Below are 24,149 nucleotides of genomic sequence, written 5' to 3'. Positions count from 1 at the left end.
AGACCCGTCACCAAGACGGCCGTGGGCGGCGCGCAACAAATCCTGTCACGCGTTGCAACGGTGGGGGAGCCTTGCGGCCATATAATTCCGCGTAGCGCCGCCCCCTGGCGGCGCGAGCGGCCAGGCCCAAGGCCACGCCGTCCCGCGATCTCATAGGACCTTGCAACGCACATCATGCCCGACCTGGAACCCGACACCGTCTCCGCCCTTGAAGCCCCAGAATTCGCACCCGCCCAGTTTGTCCGATGGTTTCGAGACGTGGCGCCCTATGTGCATGCATTCCGAGGCAAGACCTTCGTGGTGGCGTTCGGCGGTGAACTGGTGCAGGCCGGCGCGCTGAATACGCTGGTGCAGGATTTGTCGTTGCTGTCGTCGCTGGGCATCCGCCTGGTGCTGGTGCACGGCTCGCGTCCGCAGGTCAACGAGCAGTTGCGCCTGAAGGGTTATACGCAGCAATTTGACCGCGGCCTGGCGCCCACCGACGCCGCCGCGCTGGAATGCGCCAAGGAAGCGGCGGGCGAAATCCGCCTGGATATCGAAGCCGCGTTCAGCCAGGGGCTGCCCAACACGCCGATGTCGCACGCGCACATCCGCGTCATTTCTGGCAACTTCGTCACCGCGCGCCCGACCGGCGTGCTGGAAGGCGTGGACTACAAGCACACCGGCCAGGTGCGCAAGATTGACGTCGACGCGCTGAAGTTCGCCATCGAGAAAGGCTCGTCGGTAGTGCTGCTGTCGCCGCTGGGCTTCTCGCCGACGGGCGACGCCTTCAACCTGGCCATGGAAGACCTGGCCACCAGCGTCGCCGTAGCGCTGCGCGCGGAAAAGCTGATTTTCCTGTCCAGTTCGCACGGCGTGCTGAACGACGACGGCACGCTGGACACGGAACTTGCCCGCGTGGACGCCGACGCGCTCTTGGCGGGCGGCGAGCTGGATGAAGAAACGCACGCCTTCCTGCAATACGCATCGCTGGCGGTCAAGCGCGGCGTGGCGCGCGCCCACCTGCTGCCGTTTGCGCTGGATGGCAGCGTGCTGCTTGAAATCTTCACCCACGATGGCGTGGGCACCATGGTGGTGGAAGACACGCTGGACGATCTGCGCGCCGCCACCATCGACGACGTGGGCGCCATTCTGAGCCTGATCGAACCGCTCGAAGCCGACGGCACCCTGGTGCCGCGCCCGCGCAGCGTGATCGAACGCGACGTAGAAAACTTCACGGTGCTGGAGCACGACGGCGTGATTTACGGCTGCGCCGCGCTGCATACGTTTGCCGACGAGCAGATGGCCGAAATGGCCTGCCTGATCGTGCACCCCGAATGGCAAGGCTCCGGCGAAGGCGAAATCCTCTTGCGCCACATGGAATCGCGCGCGCGCGCCACCGGCGCCAAGCGCCTGTTCGTGCTGACCACGCGCACGTCGCACTGGTTCATGAAGCGCGGTTTCGTGCAGGGGGGCATTACCGACCTGCCCCGCGAAAAGCAGAACAACTACAACCGTTCGCGCAACAGCCTCGTCTTCATCAAGAAGCTGTAACCGGCCGGCGACGGCCTGCCCGGACGGCCCCGCCCCGGCGGCCAGACCGCAGGGCTTGAAGGGGCTTGGCGCCCGCAGGACGCCAAGCCCGCTAAAATACGCCGTTATCTATCTTTCCGGCAGCGAACCATGTCCCGTATCGTCAACTGTGTGAAATTGAAGCGTGAAGCCGAAGGGCTGGATTTTCCTCCCTACCCCGGCGAGCTCGGCACCAAGATCTGGCAGAGCATTTCCAAGGAAGCTTGGGAAGAATGGAAGGCGATCCAGACCCGTCTGGTCAACGAAAACCGCCTGAACCTGGCTGACGCCCGCGCACGCAAGTACCTCAAGGAACAGATGGAACGTTTCCTGTTCGAAGACGGCACCGTCGAAGCCCACGGCTACGTTCCGCCGTCGGCCTGATCTGGCTACGCCGCCATGCCAACAGGCAACGCGCGGCTCCCCCACGAAGCCCCTCGTCCGCGAGGGGCTTCGTGTTTTCCGGCGTATCCAAGCTTTATCGTGGCGCGCAAACGCGCAGCCCTTAAGATTGCAAGAATTCAGGCCGTATTAAGGCTGTCATGAAAGAAGAATCGCACTCGCCCTGTCCTGCTGACCCGCCGTCGTCCATCCAGCGCGCCGTGGCGATTGCCCCTGATCGCAAGACGGGCACGCTGCAAGATGTGCGGCACGTCGTCATCCTGATGCAGGAAAACCGGTCGTTCGACCATTACTTCGGCACCCTGCCCGGCGTGCGCGGCTTTGCCGACCCGCATCCTTTGCCCACGTTGGCAGGCAATGTGCTGACGCAGATGGACGGCGATACGCAATGCCGCCCCTATGCGCTGCAAGCGGAATACGCCAGCCACACGCCGGTTGGCTACATCACGCCGCACACCTGGGACGACGCGCAACGCGCCTGGAACGACGGCCGCATGGACCAATGGCTGTCCGCCAAGAGCCGTTTGGGCATGGGCGCTTACACAAGCGCCGACGTGCCTTTCCAGACCGCGCTGGCCAACGCCTTCACGGTATGTGACGCCTACCACTGTTCGCTGCAAGGCGGCACCAATCCGAATCGCCTGTTCTTGTGGACCGGCACGAATGACCCCGCTGGCCTGGCGGGCGGCCCCGCGCTGGTCAATCACTTTGACCGCTTGGGCCCCGCCGGCGAAGGCTACGCCTGGACCACCTACCCCGAGCGCTTGCAGCAAGCCGGCGTGGACTGGCGCATCTATCAGGACATGGCGGACAACTTCCACGACAACCCGCTGGCCGGTTTCCAGCAATACCGCCGCGAACACGCGAACGGCGCGGCGCAAGCCCCGTTGCGCGACCGCGGCCTGTCCACCTGCACGCTGGATGATCTGGCCCGCGACGCCGCTGCCGGCACGCTGCCGCAAGTGTCCTGGATCATTGCGCCCACCGCAGACTCCGAGCACCCCGAGGTCTCGTCGCCCCAGCAAGGCGGCGCTTACACGGAACGGGTGCTGGACATCCTGACGGCGAACCCGGACACCTGGAGCCGCTGCGTGTTGCTCGTCACCTATGACGAGAACGACTGTTTCTTCGACCACATGCCGCCGCCCGCACCGCCGGCCCGCGGCAGCGATGGCGAGTCCGGCGGCCTGTCTACGGTGGAACTGGACGGCGAATACCACGACGCGCGGCACGGCCGCAGCGCCGCCACCGCCGAAGACCCGGCCAGCCTGCATGGCCGGGGTTTCGGGTTGGGGCCGCGTGTGCCGATGCTGGTGGTGTCGCCGTGGAGCCGTGGCGGCTGGGTCAATTCACAGGTGTTTGACCACACGTCGGTGATCCGCTTTCTTGAAGCCCGCTTCGGCGTCGAAGAACCCAACATCAGCCCGTGGCGCCGCGCCGTGGCCGGGGACCTGACGTCCGCCTTCGACTTCGCGGGCGACCGGGGCGCGCATCATCACGACAGCAACCGCCACGCCTGTCCGCTGCCGTACGCGCTGGATGCCGTGGGCCGCATCACTGCCGATGGCGAGCACTACCGGCTGACCTTGCGCAACCCTGGCACCGTGGCCGCCGTGCTGCATGTGTACGACCGCAACAATCTGGCGCGCGCCCCCCGCCGCTACACCGTGGGCGCGGGCGCCCGCCTGGATGACGGGTGGCGCTTGGGTGACGGCGGCGCGTACGACCTCTGGCTGCTTGGGCCCGATGGATTTCACCGGCAATTCCGAGGTGATGCGCGCGATGCCGGCCTGCTAGAGACGCAACTGGTGCCCGTCACGTCGGGCCTGCGCCTGCGTCTGGTCAACCACAGCGACATGCCGCAGCCCCTCAAGGTGGAATCCCACATGGGCGATGGCTGGCGCGCCATGGCGCACGTGCAGGCGGGCGGCGCGCTGGAGCTCAAGTACGCCGGGTGCGAAGGGTGGTACGACCTGGAGATCAGCACCCCCGCCATGCCGGCGTTCGGACGCCGTCTGGCTGGCCGCATCGATGCCGGCAAGCCCGGCGTGCCTGATCCCCGCCTTTGTGTGGGCGCTACCCTGCCGCTGTAAATACAGTGCGGCAGTAAAAAACCCCAGGGCGGATGCGCTGGGGTTTTTGATTGGCCGTGCAAGCCGCACGGGCCGCAGAGGCGGCAGAGGCGGCAGAGGCTTACTTGTCGTCCTCTTCCGACTCTTCTTCACCGCGCGCCAGGCGCTCGGTGTTCTTCACGCCGGTGTGACGCACGTCGGCGCCCTTGACCATGTAGATGACGCGTTCGGACATGTTCTTGGCGTGGTCGCCAATACGTTCCAGCGCGCGCGCGATGAAGATCATGTCGATGGCGCGCGAGATGGTGCGCGGGTCTTCGATCATGTAGGTGATCAGGTGACGCAGCGCGCCCTTCCATTCCTTGTCCACTTCCTTGTCGCTGCGCACGACGGCGGCGGCCAGAATCGGGTCAAGGCGTGCGAACGCGTCCAGCGCCTGGTGCAGCATGGTGCGCACATTGGCGGCCATGTGGCGCAGTTCGATCACGGGGATATGGCGCAGTTCCGCTTCATGGATGCGGCGGGCAACGGTGGCGACCTTCTCGGCCTCGTCACCAGAACGCTCCATGTCGGTCAGCATCTTCGACACGGCCATCAGCATGCGCAGGTCGATGGCGGTGGGCTGGTGCCGGGCCAGGATGCGGCTGATGCTTTCGTCGATCTCGACTTCGTGGCGGTTAACTTCCTTTTCCCGCTCGCGGACTTTTTCCACCAGCGACAGGTCGCCGGTGGCCAGCGCGTCGATCGCTTCCTGGATCATGGCTTCCACCAAGCCGCCCATTTGCAAGAACTGCGAACGGACACTTTCCAGATCGGCGTCGAACTGCTTGTTTGTATGCTCCGTCATCCGGGCTCCCTGCGTGGTTGATCTCATTGCATTGCCCCGAAATAAGAGAGTTACGAGATGGGCCTGCACAACCGGCAAGGTTATGACCCAAGTGTGACAGGATTATGAATCGGCCCTCCGCCGCCCGCAAGGCGGAGCGGCGGCGGCAATGCGCGGGCAGCGCAGGAAGGCGGAAAGGGGCGTGGCGAGCCCGAAATTACGCCACGCGGTCCAGGCGGCGAATGCCGTTCTGGGTGGCCAGCAAGGCCACGTCGGCGCCTGCCAACGCGAACAGGCCGCAGGTGACAACCCCCGGCAGGTTGTTCACGCGCGCCTCGAACCCCAGCGCGTCTTTGATCGAAAGACCCGACACGTCCAGGATGATGTTGCCGTTATCGGTGACGAAACCCTCACGCAGGCGCGGCTGGCCGCCCAGCATGGTCAGCGCGCGCGCGACCGATTCGCGCGCCATCGGAATCACTTCCAGCGGCAGCGGGAACTTGCCCAGAGTGTCGACCAGCTTCGATTCGTCGGCGATGCAGATGAAGCGTTCAGCCACCGAGGCAACGATTTTCTCGCGCGTCAGGGCGCCACCGCCGCCCTTGATCATGTACAGATTCGCGTCGATCTCGTCCGCGCCGTCTACATAGATCGGCATCGTCGACACGTCGTTCAAATCCAGCACTTTCAAGCCGTGGGCGGCCAAGCGGGCGGCGCTGCGCTCGGAACTGGCGACCGTGCCGGCAATGCGGCCCTTGAAACGCGCCAGGCCATCAATGAACAGGTCGGCGGTGGAGCCGGTGCCCACGCCGATGATGGCGTCCGGGCCGGCAACGGCTTCAACGAATTCCAGGGCGGCGTCGGCGGCTTGCTGCTTGAGTTCTTGCTGGGAGAGCATGGCGGAGTAATGCGGGAAGGTTGGTTAAGCCAGGAAATTTAGCATGCGGCGGCGGGCCAGGCCCGCGACAGGATGACAGACGTATCCACCCCAGCAGCGAGTTCACCGAAAACGCCGCCATCGGCACGCAGGCGGCTGGCGACGAACGCCTGCGCAACCGCGTCGGGCGCGTGCTGGATCAACAGAGCGGCCTGCCACAAGCGCGCCAGCCCGCAAGCGATACGCCGCGCCTGGAATTCCGCCTGGCTGGTATCCGCCAGCATCGACCGCCATTGCGCCAGCGCCTGGTCGAACGCACGGTGCTGGCCGGCAGCGGCTGCGAATTCCTGTTCCAGCGCGGGCAAGGCGTCGGGCTCGCGTTGCAGGGCGCGCAGCACATCCAGCGCCATTACGTTGCCCGACCCTTCCCAAACGGAATTGACAGGGGTTTCACGATAGATACGGGGCATGGGCCCCTCTTCGACATACCCGTTGCCGCCCCACACTTCCATGCATTCGGCCACCGCACTGATTGCCCGCTTGCAGATCCAGAGCTTGGCGGCCGGCGTGCCTACGCGCACCAGCGCGCGGTTCTGCGCGCCGCCCTGCCCGCGTTCTTGTCCGTTTAGTTGTCCGTTTAGTTGTCCGCCTCCGCGCCCATCCACCGCACGCGCCAGCCGCAGCGCCAACACCATCGCCGCCTCGCTTTCCAACGCCAGGTCCGCCAACACATTGCGCATCAGCGGCTGTGCAATCAGCGGTTTGCCAAACGCGTGCCGATGCTGGGCATGATGGATGGATTGCACCAGCGCCTGCCGCAGCAGCGCGGCACTGCCCAGCACGCAATCCAGCCGCGTGGTGGCCGCCATTTCCAGCAGCACCGCCAGCCCGCGCCCGGGTTCGCCCACCATGACGCCCCAGGCGTCTTCGAATTCAACCTCGGCGCTGGCGTTGCTGCGGTTGCCCAATTTGTCTTTCAAGCGGCGCACGCGCACGGCGTTGCGGGGGCCATCCGGAATCCAGCGCGGCACGAACAGGCAACTCAGCCCCTCGTCCGTCTGCGCCAGCACCAGATGCGCATCGGCTTGCGGCACCGAGAAGAACCACTTGTGTCCCACTAATTGGTAGGCGTTGCCCCGGCCCGGCGCGCCCAAGGGCGTGGCGCGGGTGGTCACCGCACGCAAGTCGGAACCGCCCTGCTTTTCGGTCAGCCCCATGCCGATAAGCGCGCTGCGCTTGGCGGCAAGCGGCGCGTCGGCGGCGTCGAACTCGCGCGAGTACAACGCAGGCAGCCACTGCCCCGCAAAATCCACGGCGCCCGCCGGTTCACGTTGCAGCAACGGCACGGCGGCAAACGTCATGGTGGTGGGGCACAAGGTGCCGGCTTCAACCTGCCCTTGCATCAGATACGCCGCCGCCCGCGCCACTTGTGCGCCCGGCACCGGTTGCGCCCAGGCGCGGCTGTGCAAGCCGCGCGCGACGATGCCGCTCATCAGCACGTTCCAGGCGGGGTGGAATTCAACGTGATCGATACGGTGGCCGTTGCGGTCATAGCTCAGCAAACGGGGCGGGCAACGGTTGGCCTCGGCGCCAGCCGCCAGCGTTTGCGCGCGGCCCAGCCACGCCCCATGCGCGGCCAGATCGCCCGACCAGCTTTCGGCCCCTTCGCGGCGCACCGCCTCGCGCAAGGCCGGGTCCGTGTCGTACAGGGAATAGTCTTCCAGGGCGGGCGCCTGGTTCTGCACGGTATGCGTCGCAAACGAAGACATGGCGGCTCCCTGGAGCATTCGGCTATCTATCTGGCCATGGGCGCCACCAACGCCCAGGGCCGCAAGGCCTCGACCTGCGCGGCCAGCTCCAGCAGCAGCGCTTCGCTGCCCAGCGGGCCCATCACCTGGATGCCGATCGGCAAGCCGTCAGACGACATGCCAAAGGGGATGGAAATCGCGGGCATGCCGGTCAGGTTGGCCAAGGGCGCAAAGGGCGAATAGCCGATCACGCCCTTCTTGCCCAGACGGTAGGCCAGGTAATCGGCGTTGTCCATGGCGTAGCGGCCGATGGGCGCGGGCGGCTGCGCCAGCACCGGCGTCAGGAACAGGTCATAGCCGTGCGCGCCATCGCGATGCAGGAAGCGGCCAATGCGGCGCGTGATTTCGTGGCAGGTATCCACGCACGCCACATATTGCGAACCCGAGATCGCGCGGGCGTACTCGCGCGCGCCCAGCGTCGTGGGCTGCAATTCATCAGCGGCCAAACGGCGTCCGCGCGCCGCGACGAAACTGTCGATGGCATTGGCCGCGGCGCTGGCAATCAGCGGCAGCATCGGCGACAACACCTCTTCAGACCCCACCGGCGGCAAGGCCGGCACCAGTTCATGGCCCAGCGCGGCGAAAAAGCGCGCGGCCTCGTCCACGGTGGCGGCCACTTCCGGGTGGATGACACCGCCTTCATAGGTGGTGTTGATGAAAGCGATACGGCGGCGCGTGGCGCTTTGCGGATCGGCCGACACGCGCGCCACCACGGCCCGGTAGGATTGCGCTGGCTGCGCCGGGGCCGCATAAGGCGCGCCCACGTCGGCGCCCGCGCTGATATCCAGGGACGCGGCGCAGTCGCGCACCGAAATCGTCATCATGTGCTCGGTCGCCAAACCGCCCCAGCCTTCGCCCTTCAGCGGACCCAGCGGCATCAGCCCGCGCGACGGCTTCAGGCCCAGCACCCCGCAGCAGGATGCCGGAATGCGAATGGAGCCGCCGCCGTCACTGCCGTGCGCGATCCGCACCATGCCGCTGGCCAGCGCCGCCCCGGCGCCCCCGCTGGAGCCGCCTGCGCTATGGCCGGCTTTCCAGGGGTTTTGGGTGGGAGGCCCGTAGGCCGGGGATTCCGTCGTGGGGCTCAAGCCCAGCTCGGCGCTGGTGGTGCGGCCAAACGGAATCAGGCCCGCATGGCGATATCGTTTGACGATCTCGGCGTCGACGTCCCAGGCGACATGGCCGTACAGCACTGATCCCATCGCGCTGGGCAGGCCGAGCGCGGCGGTGCCCAAGTCCTTGAGCAAGGTCGGCACGCCCAGGAATGGCCGGTGCTGCAATTGCGCCTGCCGCTGCTCCGGCGACAGCGCCGCCAGTTCGTCGTCCAGGGCCTGAGCCAGCCGCAGGCCCGTTTCGGCTTCAACGCCGCAGGCCGCGTTGATCGACGGATTGCGCGCCGCTACCCGGTCCACCGCCTGCTGCATCGCAGCACGGGCGGTTATGACCCCTTGTGCGATGTCGGCGCCCAGCGCCGTCGCGTCGAGGGAAGAGGAATCATGGCGTTCAGCGGTGCTCATGCTTACGATGCTCCAGGGTTCGACGGCGAAATGCCGCACATGCCAGGATATCGACAGTCTGCGTAGGCAACAAGCACGCGCGGCCCTGGGTGGCCGCGCGACGTCAAGACAAACGGATCAGTTCGTGCCCGTGGACGAGACGTTGCGCGGCTCGGCGTCGTCATCCGGGTCGTTGTCGTCATCCGCGGTGCCGGCCTCACCCAATAGCCTTAGGGCATCTGCTTCCGGCAAGGCTTCGACGTTTTTCAGGTTCTTCAGCATGGCGCGGGTGCGCACTTCGGTCAGGCCGATCTTGTTGCTGGCCGTGTCCAAGGTCTTTTTCACGCTGGCCAGGGCGTCGCCGAATTTGCCGAATTCGGTCTTGACCGCGCGCAGCACCTGCCAGACTTCCGACGACCGCTGCTCAATGGCCAAGGTGCGGAACCCCATCTGCAAGCTATTGAGCAGCGCCGCCAGATTGCTGGGGCCGGCCACGTTGATGCGCAGGTCATGCAGCTTGTCGAGCAGGCCGGGGCGGCGCAGCACTTCGGCATACAGGCTTTCGGTGGGCAGGAACATGATGGCGAAATCGGTTGTGTGCGGCGGCGCGACATACTTGCTGGCGATCAGGCGCGCCTGCAATTCCACCGCCCGGCCCAGCGCCGCGCCCGCCGCCTTGACGCCTTCGGCATCCGCGGCGTCTTGCGCGTCCATCAGGCGTTCGTATTCCTCCTTGGGGAATTTCGCGTCGATCGGCAGCCAGACGGGTTCGCCCCCATCGCCACGCCCCGGCAAGCGGATGGCGAATTCGACGACCGCATCGCTGCCCGGCACCGGCTTGATGTTGCTGGCGTACTGGTCGGGCGTCATGTTGTCTTCGATCAGGCGGGCCAGTTGCACTTCGCCCCAGGTGCCGCGGGACTTCACGTTGGTCAGCACGCGCTTCAGGTCGCCCACGCCGGCCGCCAGCGCCTGCATTTCGCCCAGCCCCTTGTGCACGGCTTCCAGCCGGTCGGACACCAGTTTGAAGGACTCCCCCAGGCGCTGCTCAAGCGTGGCATGGAGCTTTTCGTCCACGGTACGGCGCATTTCGTCCAGCTTGGCGCTGTTTTCAGTTTGTAGCGACTGCAAGCGCTGGTCGACGGTGGCGCGCACTTCCATCAGGCGGCGCTCGTTGATCTGAATTAGCCCCTGCAACTGCTCACCGAAGCCCGCGGCGAACCGCGCCAGGGATTCGGCCGATTCCGCACGCGCCGCCCGGGTGGATTCCGCAATTTCGCTGCGCAGGCCGCGCTGGCTTTCCGCGATATCGGCGCGCAAGGCGCGTTCGGTGCGTTCCAGACCGTCAAGCACCGCGTCCAGACGCGCATCCCTGGCGGGCGGCCGCAAGCACGCAAATAACGCCGCCAAACACGCCAACACCGCGCCAACCGCGGCAACCCAAAGCAGAATGTCGTTCAAAAGTGGCCTCTCCAAAGCCGGAATTGTAGGACGCATCACCCCGCCTCTGTAACCAAGCGACATGAAATTGCCACAGATCTGGCCGCTGCCGGCGCTCAACAGGATTAAACTCCCCCTACTCTGAACTGATCGCTCGACCCCATTGAATCCTGCTGACCTCCCTTCCTGTCAGCCTTCGGTGTCGTTCCAGTCCGTCTTCGGCCCACTGGATCTCGACGCCGAGGCTCCGCTCGCCATCGGCGGCGACCGCCACATTTTTCAACACCCCAACGCCGCCTCCCTGCTGGTCAAAGTCATGGACATGCGCGCGCGCGCCGTCTACCTAGAGGCGCGGCCGCTCAAGCGCTGGTACAAGCAGTTTCAGCGCGAAAGCGCGTATCGCGTGTATCTGAACGAGCTCTCGGAATACGTCACCACGACGACCCGCCCGTCTGGCGTATGGCAGGTGCCCATGGCGCGCATCGTGGGCGTGGCGCAAACCTCGTTGGGGCTGGGCCTGCTGGTCGAGAAAATCACCGATGCCGCCGGCAATATCGCCCCCACGGTGACTGACCTGGCCAAGCAGGGCCGCGTGGACGCCAAGTTTTTCGAACAATTGGACGAATTCTTCGACGACCTGGCCGATGCCCATGTTGTGCTGCACGACGTGTCGGCCAGCAACATTGCCTGCGGCCAGAACGCCGACGGCAAGCCGGGCATGTACCTGATCGACGGCTTCGGGGTGCTGCCGCTAGTGCCGCTGTACGCGTGGAGCAAGCGGCTGAACCGCTGGCGCATGTTGCGCAAGTACCAGAAAATGCGCCGGTCGCTGGAAGCACGAATCCGGGCGATGGGGCACGGGCAAGGTCAGGCCTGAAGCGGCCCACCTCGGCGGCCCCACCTCGGTGGCCCCGGCTCGGCGCCCCCGGCTCGGCGGCTCCGCCTTGGCCACCCTGCCTACGGCGCGTCCGGCAGCACCACGCCCTGCCGATCCACCCACACATAGTCGTGCCCGGCACGTTGCCCGCGCCGCAGCGGATTACGCGTGCAGACCGTGGCGTATGCCGGGTCCACATAGCGGTAATGCAGATGCTCGTCGCGCCCTGCCGGGATGCCCAGGCGCGTCGTGCAGATCAGCACCTCGGGTGAATCGCCCACATCCTCGACATACAGCGCATCCGGATCGAAGCGGCGCGCGTCCCATTCCGGCACCCTCAAGCCCAGCGAACGGCAAAGCAGCGTCTGGCCGGCGCACAACCGCGATGGCGGACGCGGCTGGCCTTGGGCATCCGGGTTCAACTGCTGCATGCGGGCCAGCGCATCCGGGCCGGAGAGCGCGTCCGTCCAGGGATGAGCCGATTTGATCAGCACGGCGTTGCCGGGTCCTGCGGCGCTGAAATTCAGCGAATCACCGCCGCGCGCGTAATACATATAGATAACGCCGCCGTCCATGAACAGCGCGCGCCGCTTGTGCGTGTAGCCCAGCGACGCGTGGCTGCCCTTTTCTTCCAGGTAATAGGCTTCGGTCTCGATGATGCGGGCCGACAACCACAGCCCGTCCACACGATGGCGGATGACCTTGCCCAGCAGATCGCGCGCCAGCGCGCGGGCGTCGCGGTCAAAAAAGGCATCGGGCAACGCCTTGCCGGCGCCGCGCGATGCCTGGATGGAGGACGCCATCACGTGCAACGCAACGTCAGGCGAAGCGTTCGCCGTAGCGCTTTTCGCTGAAGCCCACGGTGACCTCGCCATCGGGCGTGACCGTGACCGGGCGGCGCACCAGCGCCGGGAATTCAGCAATCAGCTGGCTCCATTCGGCGTCGGTTTGGGCCGACTTGCGATCTTCGGCCAGGTTGCGCCACGTCATCGACGTGCGGTTGACCAGCTTTTCCCAGCCGCCCACTTTTTCCGACCAGGATTTCAGCGTGGCGGCAGGCACGGGATGATCGCGGTAATCCACAAACGCGTGGTCCACGCCATGCTCGGACAACCAGTCACGCGCCTTGACGCAGGTGCTGCACTTGGTCAGCCCATACAGAGTGGTTTGCTTCATTTGGATTCGGACTCCTTGCGCCATTGCAGGCGGTTGGCCAGGATCACGCACGTGCCCACCGCCAGGATGAACAAGGTGGCCAGCGCGTTGATCTCGGGTTTCAGCCCCAGGCGCACCCGCGAGAACACTTCCATCGGCAGCGTGCTGGAACTGGGGCCGGACAGGAACGACGCCAGAACGACGTCGTCCAGTGACAGCGTGAAAGACAGCAGCCAGGCCGACGCCAGGGCTGGCGCAATCAGCGGCAGCGTGATCTTGAAGAACACGGTGATGGGGGTGGCGCCCAGATCCAGCGCGGCCTCTTCCAGCGAACGGTCGAGGTCGCGGATACGGGTCTGAATGACGACCGCCACAAACGCCATGCACAGCGTCACGTGCCCGACCCAGATCGTGAACACGCCGTTCTCGGCGGGCCAGCCCAGGCTGCCGCGCAATTCCACGAACATCAGCAGCAGCGAAATGCCCAGCACCACTTCGGGAATGACGAGCGGCGCGCTCAGCATGCCGACGTACAGCGCAAAGCCGCGGAAGCGCCCCATGCGCCCCAGCACATAGCCCGCCCACGTGCCGATGATGACGGCGGCCGTCGCCGTCATCGCAGCAATGCGAAACGACAGCCAGGCCGCGCGCAGCAGCGCATCGTCATTGAACAGCGCGTGATACCAGCGGAACGAAAAGCCCGCCCACGACGTCACGGTGGGCGACTCGTTGAACGAGAACACCATCAGGCTCAGGATGGGCACGTACAGGAAGAAATACCCCAGCCCCAACACCACGGCGCGCAAGGTCTTGTTGGGACCCTTCATTTGCGGCCTCCGTTCGCCAGTTCCTGCTGCTTGACCTGGTTGTACTGGAAGACGACCAGCGGCACGAGCAGCAACAGCACCATCACGCACGTCACGGCGGACGCCATGGGCCAGTCAGCGTTATTGAAGAATTCGTTCCACATGACGCGGCCCATCATCAGTGTGTTGGCCCCGCCCAGCATTTCCGGAATCACGTATTCGCCCACGGCCGGAATGAACACGAGCATGGCGCCGGCAATCACACCCTGGCGCGACAGCGGCACGGTGATCTGCCAGAACGCCTGCCACGGCTTGGCGCCAAGGTCATACGCGGCTTCCAGCAGACGCAAGTCCATCTTCACCAGCGTGGCGTACAGCGGCAGGATGAAGAACGGCAGATACGCATAGACCATGCCGATATACACCGCCACATCGGTGCGATAAATTTCCAGCGGGCTGGAAATAATTCCCAGGCTTTGCAGCAGGTTGTTCAACAAGCCATCGTTACGCAGGATGCCCACCCAGGCATACACGCGCAGCAGCAGCGACGTCCAGAACGGCAGGATCACGCCCAGCAGCAGCAGGTTGCGCACGCGGGGCGAGGAACGCGCGATGTAGTACGCGATGGGGTACCCGATCAGCACGCAGATCAGCGTGGTGATGCCGGCAATTTTCACCGAGCTCAGGTAGGTCTTGAAGTACAGGCTGTCGGTGAACAGCAGGATGTAGCCGCGCAGGTGCAGACTGAACTGCACGGCCTCGTCCTGGAATTCCGCCAGCGACGTATAGGGCGGGATGCCGAACTTCACTTCGGCAAAACTGATCTTCAGCACCAGCAGGAAGGGCAGCAGCAGGAACAGCACCAGCCAGGCAAACGGCGGCACCACCGCCAGCGCCCGGCCCGATGGCAACCAGTCGCGGGGCGAAAAGCGGATCATGACGCCAGCACCGTCGCGCTGTCTTCGCCCCAGCTGACGAAGATTTCTTCGTCGATACCCGGGGCGTCCATCTGCGCCAGCAGCAGGCTGGGCACGCTGGCTTCCACCGTTTTGCCGGAGTCCAGGCGAATCTGATAGAGCGCGTAGCTGCCCATCCACGCCATGTGGCTGACCATGCCGTGCGCCCAGTTGTATTCACCCGGCGGCTGGTCACGCGACACCACCAGGCGCTCGGGCCGGATGGAGACGTGCACTTCCATGCCCAGCGGCTCGCTCACGCCGTGGTTCACGAACAGCGGCCGCGTCAATTCGCCGCATTCGATGGCGACGTGATCGGGCTCGTCCACCACGATGGTGCCGGTGAACATATTCGTCGACCCGATGAAGCTGGCCACGAAGCGCGAATTCGGGAACGCGTAGACGTCCTGCGGCGTGCCGCATTGGACGATCTGCCCTTCGGTCATGACGGCCAGGCGGTGCGCCATGGTCATCGCTTCTTCCTGGTCGTGCGTGACCATGATGCAGGTCACACCGACTTGTTCCAGAATCTTCACGAGCTCGATCTGCGTCTTCTGGCGAATCTGCTTGTCCAGCGCGGACATCGGTTCATCCAGCAACAGCAGCTTGGGCCGCTTGACCAGGCTGCGCGCCAACGCCACACGCTGCTGCTGGCCGCCCGACAACTGATGCGGCTTGCGGCGCGAATAGCCGGCCATCTGGACAAGATCCAGCGCTTCGAACACGCGGTCGTGGATTTCGGCGCGGTCCACGCCTTCCTGCTTCAGGCCGAACGCCACGTTGGCTTCGACCGTCATGTGCGGGAACAGCGCGTAGGACTGGAACATCATGTTCACGGGCCGGCGGTAAGGCGGCACGCTGGTGATGTCTTCGCCATCCAGCAGAATCTGCCCAGAGGTGGCGTCCTCAAAGCCCGCCAGCATGCGCAGCAAGGTCGACTTGCCGCTGCCAGAGCTTCCCAGCAGCGCGAAGATCTCGTTGCGCTTGACGGACAGGTTGACGGAACGCACGGCGACCACATCGCCAAAAATCTTGACCACATCGGAGACCCGGACGAACTCGTCCGGGTCCACGGTATGCGGCGCCGAGTAACGGCTATCGCTCATGATGACTTATCTTCCAGACTTCAGCTCGGACCACATCCGGTTTTGCAGGCGTTGAATGTTCAAGGGCAGCGCCTTGATCACATACAAGGTCTTGGAGACCTCTGCCGGCGGGTAGATCATGGGGTTGTCGGCCACGTCCTTCACCACGTACTGCCGCGCCTCTTTGTTGGCGTTCGGGTAGAACATGGTGTTGGTGATGGCGGCGTGAACCTTCGGCGTTTCAATGTAGTTGATGAACGCCAGGGCCTCTTCGGGATGCGGGGCATCCTTCGGAATGACCATCAGGTCGAACCACGCGGGCGCGCCGCCCTTCGGGATGAAGTAGTTCACTTCATACGTCTTCTTGGCTTCTTGCGCGCGTTTGCGGGCGATCATCACGTCGCCCGAAAAACCGTAGACCATGCACAGGTCGCCCACGGCCAGCTCGTCGATATAGCCCGACGAACTGAACTGGCGGATGTACGGGCGGATCTGCTTCAGCACATCCAGCGCGGCCTTGTAGTCGTCGGCGTTGGTGCTGTTGGGGTCTTTGCCCAGATACTTCAGCACGGCCGGGAACACCTGCGCGGCTTCGTCCAGCATCGAGATGCCGCACTCTTTCAGCTTGGCGGCGTTCTCGGGCTTGAAGATCATGTCCCAGTTGGCCAGGTCGACGTTGTCGCCCATGATCTGCTTGACCTTGGTGACGTTGTAGCCCAGGCCGTTGGTGCCGTAGCCCCACGGAATGGCGTACTCGTTACCCGGGTCGACCGTGGCGACCAGCGCCATCACTTCGGGGTCCAGGTACTTCCAGTTCGGGATCTTGGACTTGTCCAGCTTCTGGAACAGGCCGGCCTCGATCTGGCGCGAGGCGTAATGGGTGGACGGGACAACGACGTCGTAACCCGACTTGCCCGCCAGCAATTTGGCTTGCAGCGTGTCGTTGCTGTCGTAAACGTCATAGCGGACCTTGATGCCGGTTTCCTTTTCGAAACCCGGAATTGTGTCCGGCGCCGTGTATTCGGCCCAGTTGTAGACGTTGACGACCTTGTTCTGAGCGACCGCCGGCGAAGCCGATGCCGCAACCAGCACCGCGCCAAGCGCCCAGCGCACTCCCGCCCTTAGTTCCATTACGAGACCCCTTGCTGTATGCCGTGTATGTCAGGACTACCAAAAGGCGAAATGATAAAGCCTTTTAGCGATCACCTGCCCAACTTTGCCGGGTAATTGACGCAATTAGGGGCCGATGGCGGCCCCTGGTGTGTCTGGCCTGTCAGGGCTGCACGCCCACGCCCCAGGCCGTCCAGTAGCTGTCGCGCATTTTCATCCAGAAACGGTCGCCCTCTTCGCCTGCCACTTTGACGAGCGAGCGGCGAAGGCGGTCCAGATTGCCCTGGCGCTGACGCTCGGACAACGAACCTTGCGTGCCGCGGTCGAAATCGATCAGCCAGACGCGGTCATCGCTGCCGATCAGGATATTGAAGGCGTTCAGATCCGCATGCCAGACGCCCGCCCGGTGCATGCGGACGATGGCGTCGGCCACTGCGCCCCAGATCGGCTCGGCCAGCGCGTGAGCCAGCGGGCGCACGCCGGGTATGCGCTCAACCACAATGGCCGCGCGGTAGATCGGCCCCTGGCGCCAGTAGGCCGCGGCCAGCGGCGCTGGCACGGCCAGCCCTTGGGCGCGCATGGCGGCCAGCAGGCGGTATTCACGAAAGCTGCGGGTGCGGTCCTCGCCGTTCCACAGATAGGCGTCGCGGCTGATGCGCGCGATCATTCCGCCGCGCCGGTAGCGCCGCAGCACGCCCTGCCAACCCGGCCCCTGCACGAACCAGGCGGCCTGACGGCCGCCCGCGTCCACGGGGCGGGCGCGGTCGCCATAGTGGGCGGGGTTGAAGATTTCGGGTCCGGCTTGCGCCAGGCGCTGCGCGTCGCTCAGCATGGCGCCGGCCAGCGGCCCCGGCCAGGACTGGCGCTGTGCGCCGGATCGCGGGTCGGTGGCCTTCCCTTCAGCCTTCACGGTTGCGCATCCAGTCGGCCACGCCGTAGAAAGATCCCAGCAGCCGTTCCACCAGCGCCGGGGCGATGCCCTGGTCTTCCATGGCGCGGCCGATGCAGGTCACCCACTGGTCGCGCTCGATCTCGCCAATCGAAAATGGCAAGTGCCGCGCGCGCAGCCGGGGGTGGCCGAAACGTTCGATGTAGTGGTCGGGGCCGCCGAAGTAGCCGCACAGGAACCAGAACAGCTTGTCGCGCGCGTCGTCCAGGCTGGGGCCGTGCGCGGCGCGCAGTTCTTTCAGGTCGGGCTCCATGTCCATCAGGTCATAGAAACGGTCGACCAGCGCACGCACGCCGGGTTCGCCGCCAAGAAGGTCAAAAATACTGCTGGAATTTTCCACGGGTTCGCTAATGGTATGGACGCGGGTCGTCATCAGGTTTCTCGAAGGGTGACGAGCGGCGGCGTGCGCAACACGCCGCGCAGGGCCAGGGCGCCGCCCGCCCAGGCGCCCAGCATACCCGCGCCGATGCCCGCCAGCCACGGCCAGAGGCTGAGGGTAATGGTGAAATCGAACACCTGGGTTGATAAAACCCAAGCGATGGCGGTGGCCCCGGCCGCGGCCAACAGGCCCGCCAGGCCGCCCACCGCCCAAAGCTCAATACGCTGGGAACGCGCCAACTGCGTGCGCGTGGCGCCCAGCGCCCGCAGCACCGCCGCTTCGCGCATGCGCTCGTCGCGCGTGGCCGTCAGCGCCGCCGACAACACCAGCACGCCTGCCGCCAGCGTGAACAGGAACAGCAGCTGCACCGCCTTGCCCACTTCATTCAGCACCGACTGCAATTGTTGCAGAATGGCGCCCACGTCGAACACGGTCAGGTTCGGAAATTCGCGCACCAGCGCGGGCAGCACCGACGCCTTTTCGGGCGGCAGGTAGAAAGAGGTGATCCAGCTTTGGGGCATGTCGGCCAACGCGGCGGGGGTCAGGATGGCGAAAAAATTGACGCGCATCGTATCCCAATCCACGCGCCGGGTGCTGGAGACGGCGGCCTCGACCTGCTGGCCGGCCACATCAAACGTCATCTTGTCGCCCAGCTTCAGGCCCAGCGACTTGGCAAGACCTGACTCCAACGACACCTCGGACGACCCGGGCGCCAGCCACCGGCCCTGCTCGATCTTGTTAGACGACGGCATCTCGTCGGTGTAGGACAAATTGAACTCGCGGTCCACCAGCCGCTTGGCGCGCGGCTCTTCGTAGTCGTCCGGCCCCACGGGCTTGCCGTTGATGGCGATCAGACGGCCGCGCACCATCGGCGACAGTGTGATGCGGCCCAGCCCTTCGCGGGTCAGCGCATCGGTCACGGCCTGGCGCTGGTCGGGCTGCACGTTAATCAGGAAACGGTTGGGCGCATCCGGCGGCATGGTGCGCTGCCAGCCCTGGATCAGGTCGGTGCGCGTCATGGTCAGCAACAGCAGCGCCATCAAACCCACCGCCAGCGCGCACACCTGCGTGATGGTGGCGGCGCGCCGGCGTACGACGCCGGCCAGCGCAAAGCGCAGCGCGGGCAAGCCCGCCGCCAGCCCACGCAGCCGCGCCAGGCCCAGAATGCACAGCCACGCCACCAGCGCGAAGACGACGAAGGCGCCCAGAAAGCCCCCCGCCACCACCGCGCCCAGCTTGGCGTCGCCCGCGAACCACCAGATCAGCAACGCGAAACCCGTCGCGCCCAGCGCGTAGCCGAACGCGCTGCGGGCGCTGATCGTGTCCGCATCACGCCGCAGCACGCGGGCCGGCGGCACATGGCGCAGTTGCGCCAGCGCGGGCAAAGCGAAGCCCAGCAGCAGCAACAGCCCGGTCAACACGCCCTGCAAGGCGGGAATGGCCGACGGCGCGGGCAGGCTGGTGTCGATCAGTGACCCCAGCAGCATCACCAGCACCTGGTGCACGGCATAACCCAGCAGGCAGCCCACCACCGACGAGAGCAGGCCGACCAGCGTAAATTCCAAGGTCAGCATCCGCGACACCTGGGATTGCACCGCGCCCAGGCAACGCATGACGGCGATGCCATCACGGTGCCGCGTCATGTAACGGCCGGCGGCCAAGGCCACGGCCACCGCCGAAATCAGCACCGCCAGCAAGGCCACCAGCGACAGAAAGCGTTGCGCGCGGTCCAGCGTGCGGCGCACTTCCGGCCGGCCCGACTCCAGCGTGGCGACCTTCTGCCCGCGCTTCAGATGCTGATTGAGCCAGGTGGCGTAACCCGCCACGGCATCCGGCTGGCCGGCCACCAGCATGGCGTAACCGATGCGGCTGCCCGGTGCAATCAGCCCGGTGGCAGGCAGATCGCTGGCGCGCAGCAGCACGCGCGGCGCCACGTTGACGAACTGCATGCCGCGATCCGGCTCATAGGTAATCACGCGGTCCACCCGCAGATGCGCGTCGCCCACGTTCAGCGTGTCGCCCACTTTCAGGTTCAACAGAGACAGCAGTTGGGCATCGACCCAGACCGCGCCTTCGGGCGGGATGTCTCGGGTGACGGCGTCGGGTGCGAAGGGGGCATCGGCCACGCGCAGCGCGCCGCGCAATGGGTAGCCGGGTTCAACGGCCTTCAACGCGGCCAGTTGCGCGCCGTCGCCTGCGCCCACCATGGACGGAAACTGCCAGGTGCTGGACAGGGTCAGGCCGCGTTCGCGCGCCTGGTCCAGGAATTGAGCCGGCACTGGCTCGTCGGCATCCAGCACCAGATCGGCGCCCAACATCTGGCCCGCGTCGCGTTCCAGCGCGCGGCTGACGCGGTCGGCCAGGAAGCCCACGCTGGTTACCGCGGCCACCGCCACGACCAGCGCCAGCACCAGCAAGCGCAGCTCGCCCGCGCGGGCGTCTCGCATCATCATCCTGGCGCCCAGGCGCAGGGTGGACCATAAACCGGGGCGCTTGGCCTGTGACATATCAGGGAAATCCATCATTCAACATAGTTAAAAACCGGCATAGACGGCGTCCGAATCCCGATATCATCCCGGGGCGGGAGGCAACGCCGCCCATAAAGATACCTAAATACCGGAGAAGACAATGCGTAAATCCTGGCTTGCGGCCACGATTCTGGCCGCCTGCGCGGCCGCCACATCCCTGCCCTCGGCAGCTCAGAACACCTTGAAGATGGCCTACGCCCTGTCGGCTTCGTCGCACTACGGCGCCGGCGCCGAAGCCCTGGCCAAGTCGCTGGAGGCATCGACCAACGGAAAGTACAAGGTACAGCAATTCGCCAACAGCGCGCTGGGCGGCGAGCGCGAAGTGATCGAAGGCCTGCAGATCGGCACCATCGACCTGGCCATCGTTTCGACAGGCGCTACCCTGAATTTTGTTCCCGAGACGGGGGTTTTCGATATCCCCTTCCTGCTGCGCGACCTGCAACACGCCCGCACGGTGCTCGACAGCAAGATCGGCCAGGACATGCTGGCCAAGTTTCCCAGCCGCGGCATCATCGCCCTGGCCTGGGGTGAACAGGGCTTTCGCCACCTGACCAACAACGTGCGCCCGGTCAAGACCCCGGCGGACGCCAAGGGCCTGAAGATCCGCACCACGGAAAACCCCATCCATATCACGGCTTTCCGCCAGATCGGCATTCTGCCCACGCCCATGGCCTGGCCGGAAGTAGCCACCGCCTTGCAGCAAGGCACCATCGACGGCCAGGAAAACCCCCTGTCGGTGATCACGTCGGCCAAACTGTCGCAAATGCAGAAGTACCTGTCGTTGACCGGCCACGTGTACGGCCCGGCGCTGGTGCTGATGTCGGCCAACGTCTATGAAGGCCTGTCGGCTGCCGACAAGGCCAACTTCGACAAGGCCGGCAAGGACTCCGCCCAAGCCATGCGCGCCTACGTCGACAACATTGAGAAGACCGGTGTCGAACAGCTGAAGAAGGAAGGCATGCAAGTGTCCGAGGTGGACCGCGCTGCATTCGCCGCCGCTGTGGAACCCGCGTACCCCGAGTACTACAAGAAGTTCGACAAGAAGCTGATCGACTCGATCCGCGACACCAAGTAAGCGGGGCTCGCCCTCTTTTATTTGGTACGTCGTCCTCGTGCCTGGCAGGCCGTCCTTTTGCCAGGCACGCCTTCGATGTTCTAGGCACCTTGTCGTCTTTTTAGACACGTCGTCGTGTTTTAGGCACGTTGTCTTGATATCGGGCACGCCGTCCTTGCATTGGACACGTCGCCCTTGGCGGCGGGATTCCGGTCCCGCCGCTTGTCGTCCCCCATCCTTTGCGCCCCTCGCTATCGGGATTCATCATGCGTTTGCTCTGCGCTTTCGACCGCGGCCTGTTCAAGCTGGTCTCGGTTCTTGCCCAACTTTTGCTGGTGGCCGCCGCGGCCGCCGCCTTCTACCAGGTCATTGCCCGCTTCGTGCTGCATTCACCCTCCGACTGGAGCGAGGTGCTGACCCGCGCCCTCCTGATCTGGACGGTGCTGCTGGGCGTGGCCCTGGCCTTCCGCCATGGCGCCATGATCAGCGTCGAACTGCTGCGCAACCTGCTGGGCGGCACGAAGCGCCGCGTGCTTGAAGCGGTGATCGGCTTGATCTGCGCCAGCTTCCTGGGCTTTCTGGCCTGGATCGGCGGCAACATGACCTATCGCGTGCGCTTCCAGACAGTGCCCAGCCTGGACATTTCCATTTCCTGGATCTACCTGGCGATTCCCGTTGGCGCAACGCTGGCCGCCATTGCCGTGCTGGCCCGCTGGTGCGCCGGCGAAGAAGAAGACGTGCCTGTGCGCAACGACGCGCAAGGCTGAGCCGCCCCTTATCGAACCTGAGCAGCAGATATCGCCATGTCTCAAATAATGATTGTCTCGATGCTGATTTTCTTCGGGCTGTCCGTGCCGGTCGCCGTGTCGATCGGTTTGGCCAGCCTGGCGGGCGTCGGCACCGCGGGCCTGCCGTGGGTGGTTGTCGCCCAGCAGCTGTACGCCGCGCTGGACAAGTACCCGCTTGTCGCCATCCCCTTCTTCATCCTCGCCGGCAACCTGATGGAAGCCGGCGGCATTTCCGAACGCATGGTGGAGTTCGCCAAGAGCGTGGTGGGCGGCATCCAGGGCGGGCTCGCCTGCACCTGCGTGCTGACCTGCATGATCTTCGCCGCCGTGGCCGGCTCCAGCGTGGCCACGACGTTCGCGGTGGGCGCAATCCTGATTCCGGCCATGATCCGGCACGGCTACCCGGCGCCCTTCGCGGCGTCATTACAGGCCAGCGCGGCGGAGCTGGGCGTGATCATTCCGCCGTCGATTCCGATGATTCTGTTCGCCGTGTCCACCGACACCTCGACCGGCGAGCTGTTCATTGCGGGCGTGATGCCCGGCATCTTGATCGGCGTGGCGCTGATGTTCTACGTGTGGATCTACGCCAAGCGCAACAACCTGGGCAAGCGCGACGGCGAAGGCCGCCTGCCGCTGTGGCCCGCCTTCAAGAGCGCCTGGCTGGCGCTGATGATGCCGGTCATCATCCTGGGCGGCATTTACGGCGGCGTGTTCACGCCGACGGAAGCGTCAGTGGTCGCAGTGATGTACGCGGTGGTGGTCGGCAAGTTCATCTACCGCCGCTTGAGCTTCAAGCAGCTGTCGGTGACGCTGCACAAGTCGGTGGTGTCGACGGCAGTGATCATGTTCGTGATCGCCAACGCAGGCGTCTTCAGCTTCCTGCTGAACCGCGCAGGCATCCCGGACGCGCTGGGCGTCTGGCTGTCGCAGATCTTCGATACGAAGTTCTCGTTCCTGATGGGCGTGAACGCCGCGCTGTTCGTGATCGGCATGTTCATCGAAACGTCGGCGTCGATCGTGGTGCTGGCGCCGTTACTGCTGCCGGTGGCGCTGAAGTTCGGTGTGGAGCCGGTGCACTTCGGCATCATCATGGTGGTCAACCTGGCATTGGGGATGATTACACCGCCGTTCGGCGTGAATCTTTTCGCGGCATGCGCAGTGGCGAAGTTGCCGCTGCACGATTGCGGTCCGGAGCCTTCGCTCCGGACTGCCCCTTCGTCATCTTCGTCCGCCTTCGGCTCCCTTCAGATTCCCTCGGGCGCATCGAGGTTGCGCGCCGTCAGGGCCACCGCGCCGACGGGCTGCCGATGTCTTGGGTCGAGGCGCTGCTAGGATTTGCCTTAATCACGAGTGCTGCGGGGCCCGCCGAGTGCCGGCCGCGCGGGCGGCCTTACTCGGCATACACGTTGGTGGTCGATTGGGCGGTGGTCGCTTTCGCGAATTTGTAGAGCTGTTTGCTAATGGTCCTTCCGCAGTTTTTTGGGGGGGAGAAAGGTGGCGCGCAGCGCCCACTGTCTTGCGCATGCAGACCCATTGCGCGCCACGCACCGGGGTTCAAGTGCCGGCCATCATTCGTTGGATGGGAAATGCAGTCTGACTGCAGATCCACGTGAGGAACGGACTTTCGCCCTAGCTGCCAATAATTGCAGTCTGACACCGAAATTGAGATCCTCGAATAAATGCAGTCCGACACCAGAATTACGACGCTAAAAAACCCGAGCAACGCCGCCACACGCGAAGCGAACTCTGCGACGACGTACCACTACGCGTAAGCTCCAAAAGGCCGCCCGCGCGGCCGGCATGGAGCGGGCCCCGCAAGATCTTTCACCCCCAAAACTTCGTGGCGAGAACCCTAAGAAAACAAATCGCCCCAGCTGACGTCAGATTGCAACTGACGGAGCCCGTGGCGTCGGGGGCCTGGGGTGCACGGGGCGTCGATAAGCCCGAGGGAATCTGAAGGAACCCGCCGCAGGCGGGTGACGAAGATGAC

21 protein-coding genes are annotated in these 24,149 nt (G+C 65.1%); 7 read left to right on the top strand and 14 right to left on the bottom strand.

Translation table 11 applies throughout. The annotated features are described in order from the left end of the window. Nucleotides 1-174: 174 nt before the first annotated feature. The 3 genes from argA (at nt 175) to AC1DB0_RS07460 (ending at nt 4,046) form a co-directional block, all read left to right on the top strand. Complete coding sequence (gene argA, locus AC1DB0_RS07470; RefSeq protein WP_054428111.1) at nt 175-1,533, top strand: amino-acid N-acetyltransferase; 1,359 nt, start codon at nt 175-177, stop codon at nt 1,531-1,533. Nucleotides 1,534-1,662: 129 nt separating this feature from the next. Next, nucleotides 1,663-1,935 carry an oxidative damage protection protein gene (locus tag AC1DB0_RS07465; protein ID WP_006218476.1) on the top strand — a complete coding sequence of 91 codons (273 nt, stop codon included), beginning with the start codon at nt 1,663-1,665 and terminating at the stop codon, nt 1,933-1,935. A 158-nt stretch (nt 1,936-2,093) separates the two neighbouring features. Next, a complete protein-coding gene (locus AC1DB0_RS07460; RefSeq protein ID WP_476758516.1) occupies nt 2,094-4,046 on the top strand; it encodes a phosphocholine-specific phospholipase C in 1,953 nt (650 codons plus the stop codon). Between the two features lie 100 nt (nt 4,047-4,146). On the opposite strand, the gene phoU is transcribed toward AC1DB0_RS07460, so the two are convergent. From phoU to AC1DB0_RS07435, 5 genes are all read right to left on the bottom strand, one after another. Next, nucleotides 4,147-4,872: a phosphate signaling complex protein PhoU gene (gene phoU / locus AC1DB0_RS07455; RefSeq protein ID WP_054428113.1), complete on the bottom strand. Its 726-nt coding sequence runs from the start codon at nt 4,870-4,872 to the stop codon at nt 4,147-4,149. A 196-nt stretch (nt 4,873-5,068) separates the two neighbouring features. Continuing rightward, nucleotides 5,069-5,749, bottom strand: coding sequence for a ribose-5-phosphate isomerase RpiA (rpiA, locus tag AC1DB0_RS07450; protein WP_054428114.1), 681 nt, complete (start codon nt 5,747-5,749; stop codon nt 5,069-5,071). Between the two features lie 38 nt (nt 5,750-5,787). Beyond that, the gene (locus tag AC1DB0_RS07445; RefSeq protein ID WP_476758517.1) at nt 5,788-7,497 is read right to left on the bottom strand and encodes an isovaleryl-CoA dehydrogenase; all 1,710 of its coding nucleotides are present in this window, start codon (nt 7,495-7,497) and stop codon (nt 5,788-5,790) included. A gap of 26 nt (nt 7,498-7,523) precedes the next feature. Then, nucleotides 7,524-9,053 carry an amidase gene (locus AC1DB0_RS07440; RefSeq protein WP_054428116.1) on the bottom strand — a complete coding sequence of 510 codons (1,530 nt, stop codon included), beginning with the start codon at nt 9,051-9,053 and terminating at the stop codon, nt 7,524-7,526. Nucleotides 9,054-9,170: 117 nt separating this feature from the next. Next, on the bottom strand, nt 9,171-10,529 hold the full coding sequence (locus AC1DB0_RS07435) for a DNA recombination protein RmuC (RefSeq protein ID WP_476758518.1): 1,359 nt from the start codon (nt 10,527-10,529) through the stop codon (nt 9,171-9,173). Between the two features lie 142 nt (nt 10,530-10,671). Between AC1DB0_RS07435 and AC1DB0_RS07430 the strand changes: the two genes are divergently transcribed. After that, the gene (locus tag AC1DB0_RS07430; RefSeq protein WP_245636527.1) at nt 10,672-11,349 is read left to right on the top strand and encodes a PhoP regulatory network YrbL family protein; all 678 of its coding nucleotides are present in this window, start codon (nt 10,672-10,674) and stop codon (nt 11,347-11,349) included. An 80-nt stretch (nt 11,350-11,429) separates the two neighbouring features. On the opposite strand, the gene AC1DB0_RS07425 is transcribed toward AC1DB0_RS07430, so the two are convergent. From AC1DB0_RS07425 to AC1DB0_RS07385, 9 genes are all read right to left on the bottom strand, one after another. Next, on the bottom strand, nt 11,430-12,152 hold the full coding sequence (locus AC1DB0_RS07425; protein ID WP_346553474.1) for a DNA-3-methyladenine glycosylase: 723 nt from the start codon (nt 12,150-12,152) through the stop codon (nt 11,430-11,432). A 16-nt stretch (nt 12,153-12,168) separates the two neighbouring features. After that, nucleotides 12,169-12,525, bottom strand: a complete 357-nt coding sequence (locus AC1DB0_RS07420) for a Spx/MgsR family RNA polymerase-binding regulatory protein (protein ID WP_175171998.1) — start codon at nt 12,523-12,525, stop codon at nt 12,169-12,171. Continuing rightward, on the bottom strand, nt 12,522-13,331 hold the full coding sequence (locus AC1DB0_RS07415) for an ABC transporter permease subunit (protein WP_054428120.1): 810 nt from the start codon (nt 13,329-13,331) through the stop codon (nt 12,522-12,524). Before AC1DB0_RS07415 ends, AC1DB0_RS07420 begins: the two co-directional genes overlap by 4 nt. Continuing rightward, complete coding sequence (locus tag AC1DB0_RS07410) at nt 13,328-14,248, bottom strand: ABC transporter permease subunit (RefSeq protein WP_054428121.1); 921 nt, start codon at nt 14,246-14,248, stop codon at nt 13,328-13,330. Before AC1DB0_RS07410 ends, AC1DB0_RS07415 begins: the two co-directional genes overlap by 4 nt. After that, on the bottom strand, nt 14,245-15,372 hold the full coding sequence (locus AC1DB0_RS07405; protein WP_054428122.1) for an ABC transporter ATP-binding protein: 1,128 nt from the start codon (nt 15,370-15,372) through the stop codon (nt 14,245-14,247). Before AC1DB0_RS07405 ends, AC1DB0_RS07410 begins: the two co-directional genes overlap by 4 nt. A 6-nt stretch (nt 15,373-15,378) precedes the next feature. After that, entirely contained in the window at nt 15,379-16,482 is a 1,104-nt protein-coding gene (locus tag AC1DB0_RS07400; RefSeq protein WP_054428123.1) for a polyamine ABC transporter substrate-binding protein, read from the bottom strand. A 142-nt stretch (nt 16,483-16,624) separates the two neighbouring features. Then, nucleotides 16,625-17,293 carry a 3-deoxy-D-manno-octulosonic acid kinase gene (locus AC1DB0_RS07395; protein WP_245636528.1) on the bottom strand — a complete coding sequence of 223 codons (669 nt, stop codon included), beginning with the start codon at nt 17,291-17,293 and terminating at the stop codon, nt 16,625-16,627. 67 nt (nt 17,294-17,360) lie between these two features. Beyond that, a complete protein-coding gene (locus AC1DB0_RS07390) occupies nt 17,361-17,783 on the bottom strand; it encodes a group II truncated hemoglobin (protein ID WP_082387328.1) in 423 nt (140 codons plus the stop codon). Beyond that, nucleotides 17,783-20,314, bottom strand: a complete 2,532-nt coding sequence (locus AC1DB0_RS07385; protein WP_082387329.1) for an ABC transporter permease — start codon at nt 20,312-20,314, stop codon at nt 17,783-17,785. The genes AC1DB0_RS07390 and AC1DB0_RS07385 overlap by 1 nt, the downstream gene beginning before the upstream one ends. 103 nt (nt 20,315-20,417) lie before the next feature. Here AC1DB0_RS07385 and AC1DB0_RS07380 point away from each other — a divergent pair, with 103 nt between their 5' ends. From AC1DB0_RS07380 to AC1DB0_RS07370, 3 genes are all read left to right on the top strand, one after another. Then, nucleotides 20,418-21,392 carry a TRAP transporter substrate-binding protein gene (locus AC1DB0_RS07380; protein WP_054428126.1) on the top strand — a complete coding sequence of 325 codons (975 nt, stop codon included), beginning with the start codon at nt 20,418-20,420 and terminating at the stop codon, nt 21,390-21,392. A 245-nt stretch (nt 21,393-21,637) separates the two neighbouring features. Then, on the top strand, nt 21,638-22,138 hold the full coding sequence (locus AC1DB0_RS07375; protein ID WP_054428127.1) for a TRAP transporter small permease: 501 nt from the start codon (nt 21,638-21,640) through the stop codon (nt 22,136-22,138). Between the two features lie 36 nt (nt 22,139-22,174). Continuing rightward, nucleotides 22,175-23,491 carry a TRAP transporter large permease gene (locus AC1DB0_RS07370; protein ID WP_476758633.1) on the top strand — a complete coding sequence of 439 codons (1,317 nt, stop codon included), beginning with the start codon at nt 22,175-22,177 and terminating at the stop codon, nt 23,489-23,491. Nucleotides 23,492-24,149 lie beyond the last annotated feature (658 nt).

The organism is Achromobacter sp. 10T422, from assembly GCF_056394065.1.
Note: the sequence above shows the minus strand (reverse complement) of the source record. Positions and strands in the feature narration are given on the sequence as shown.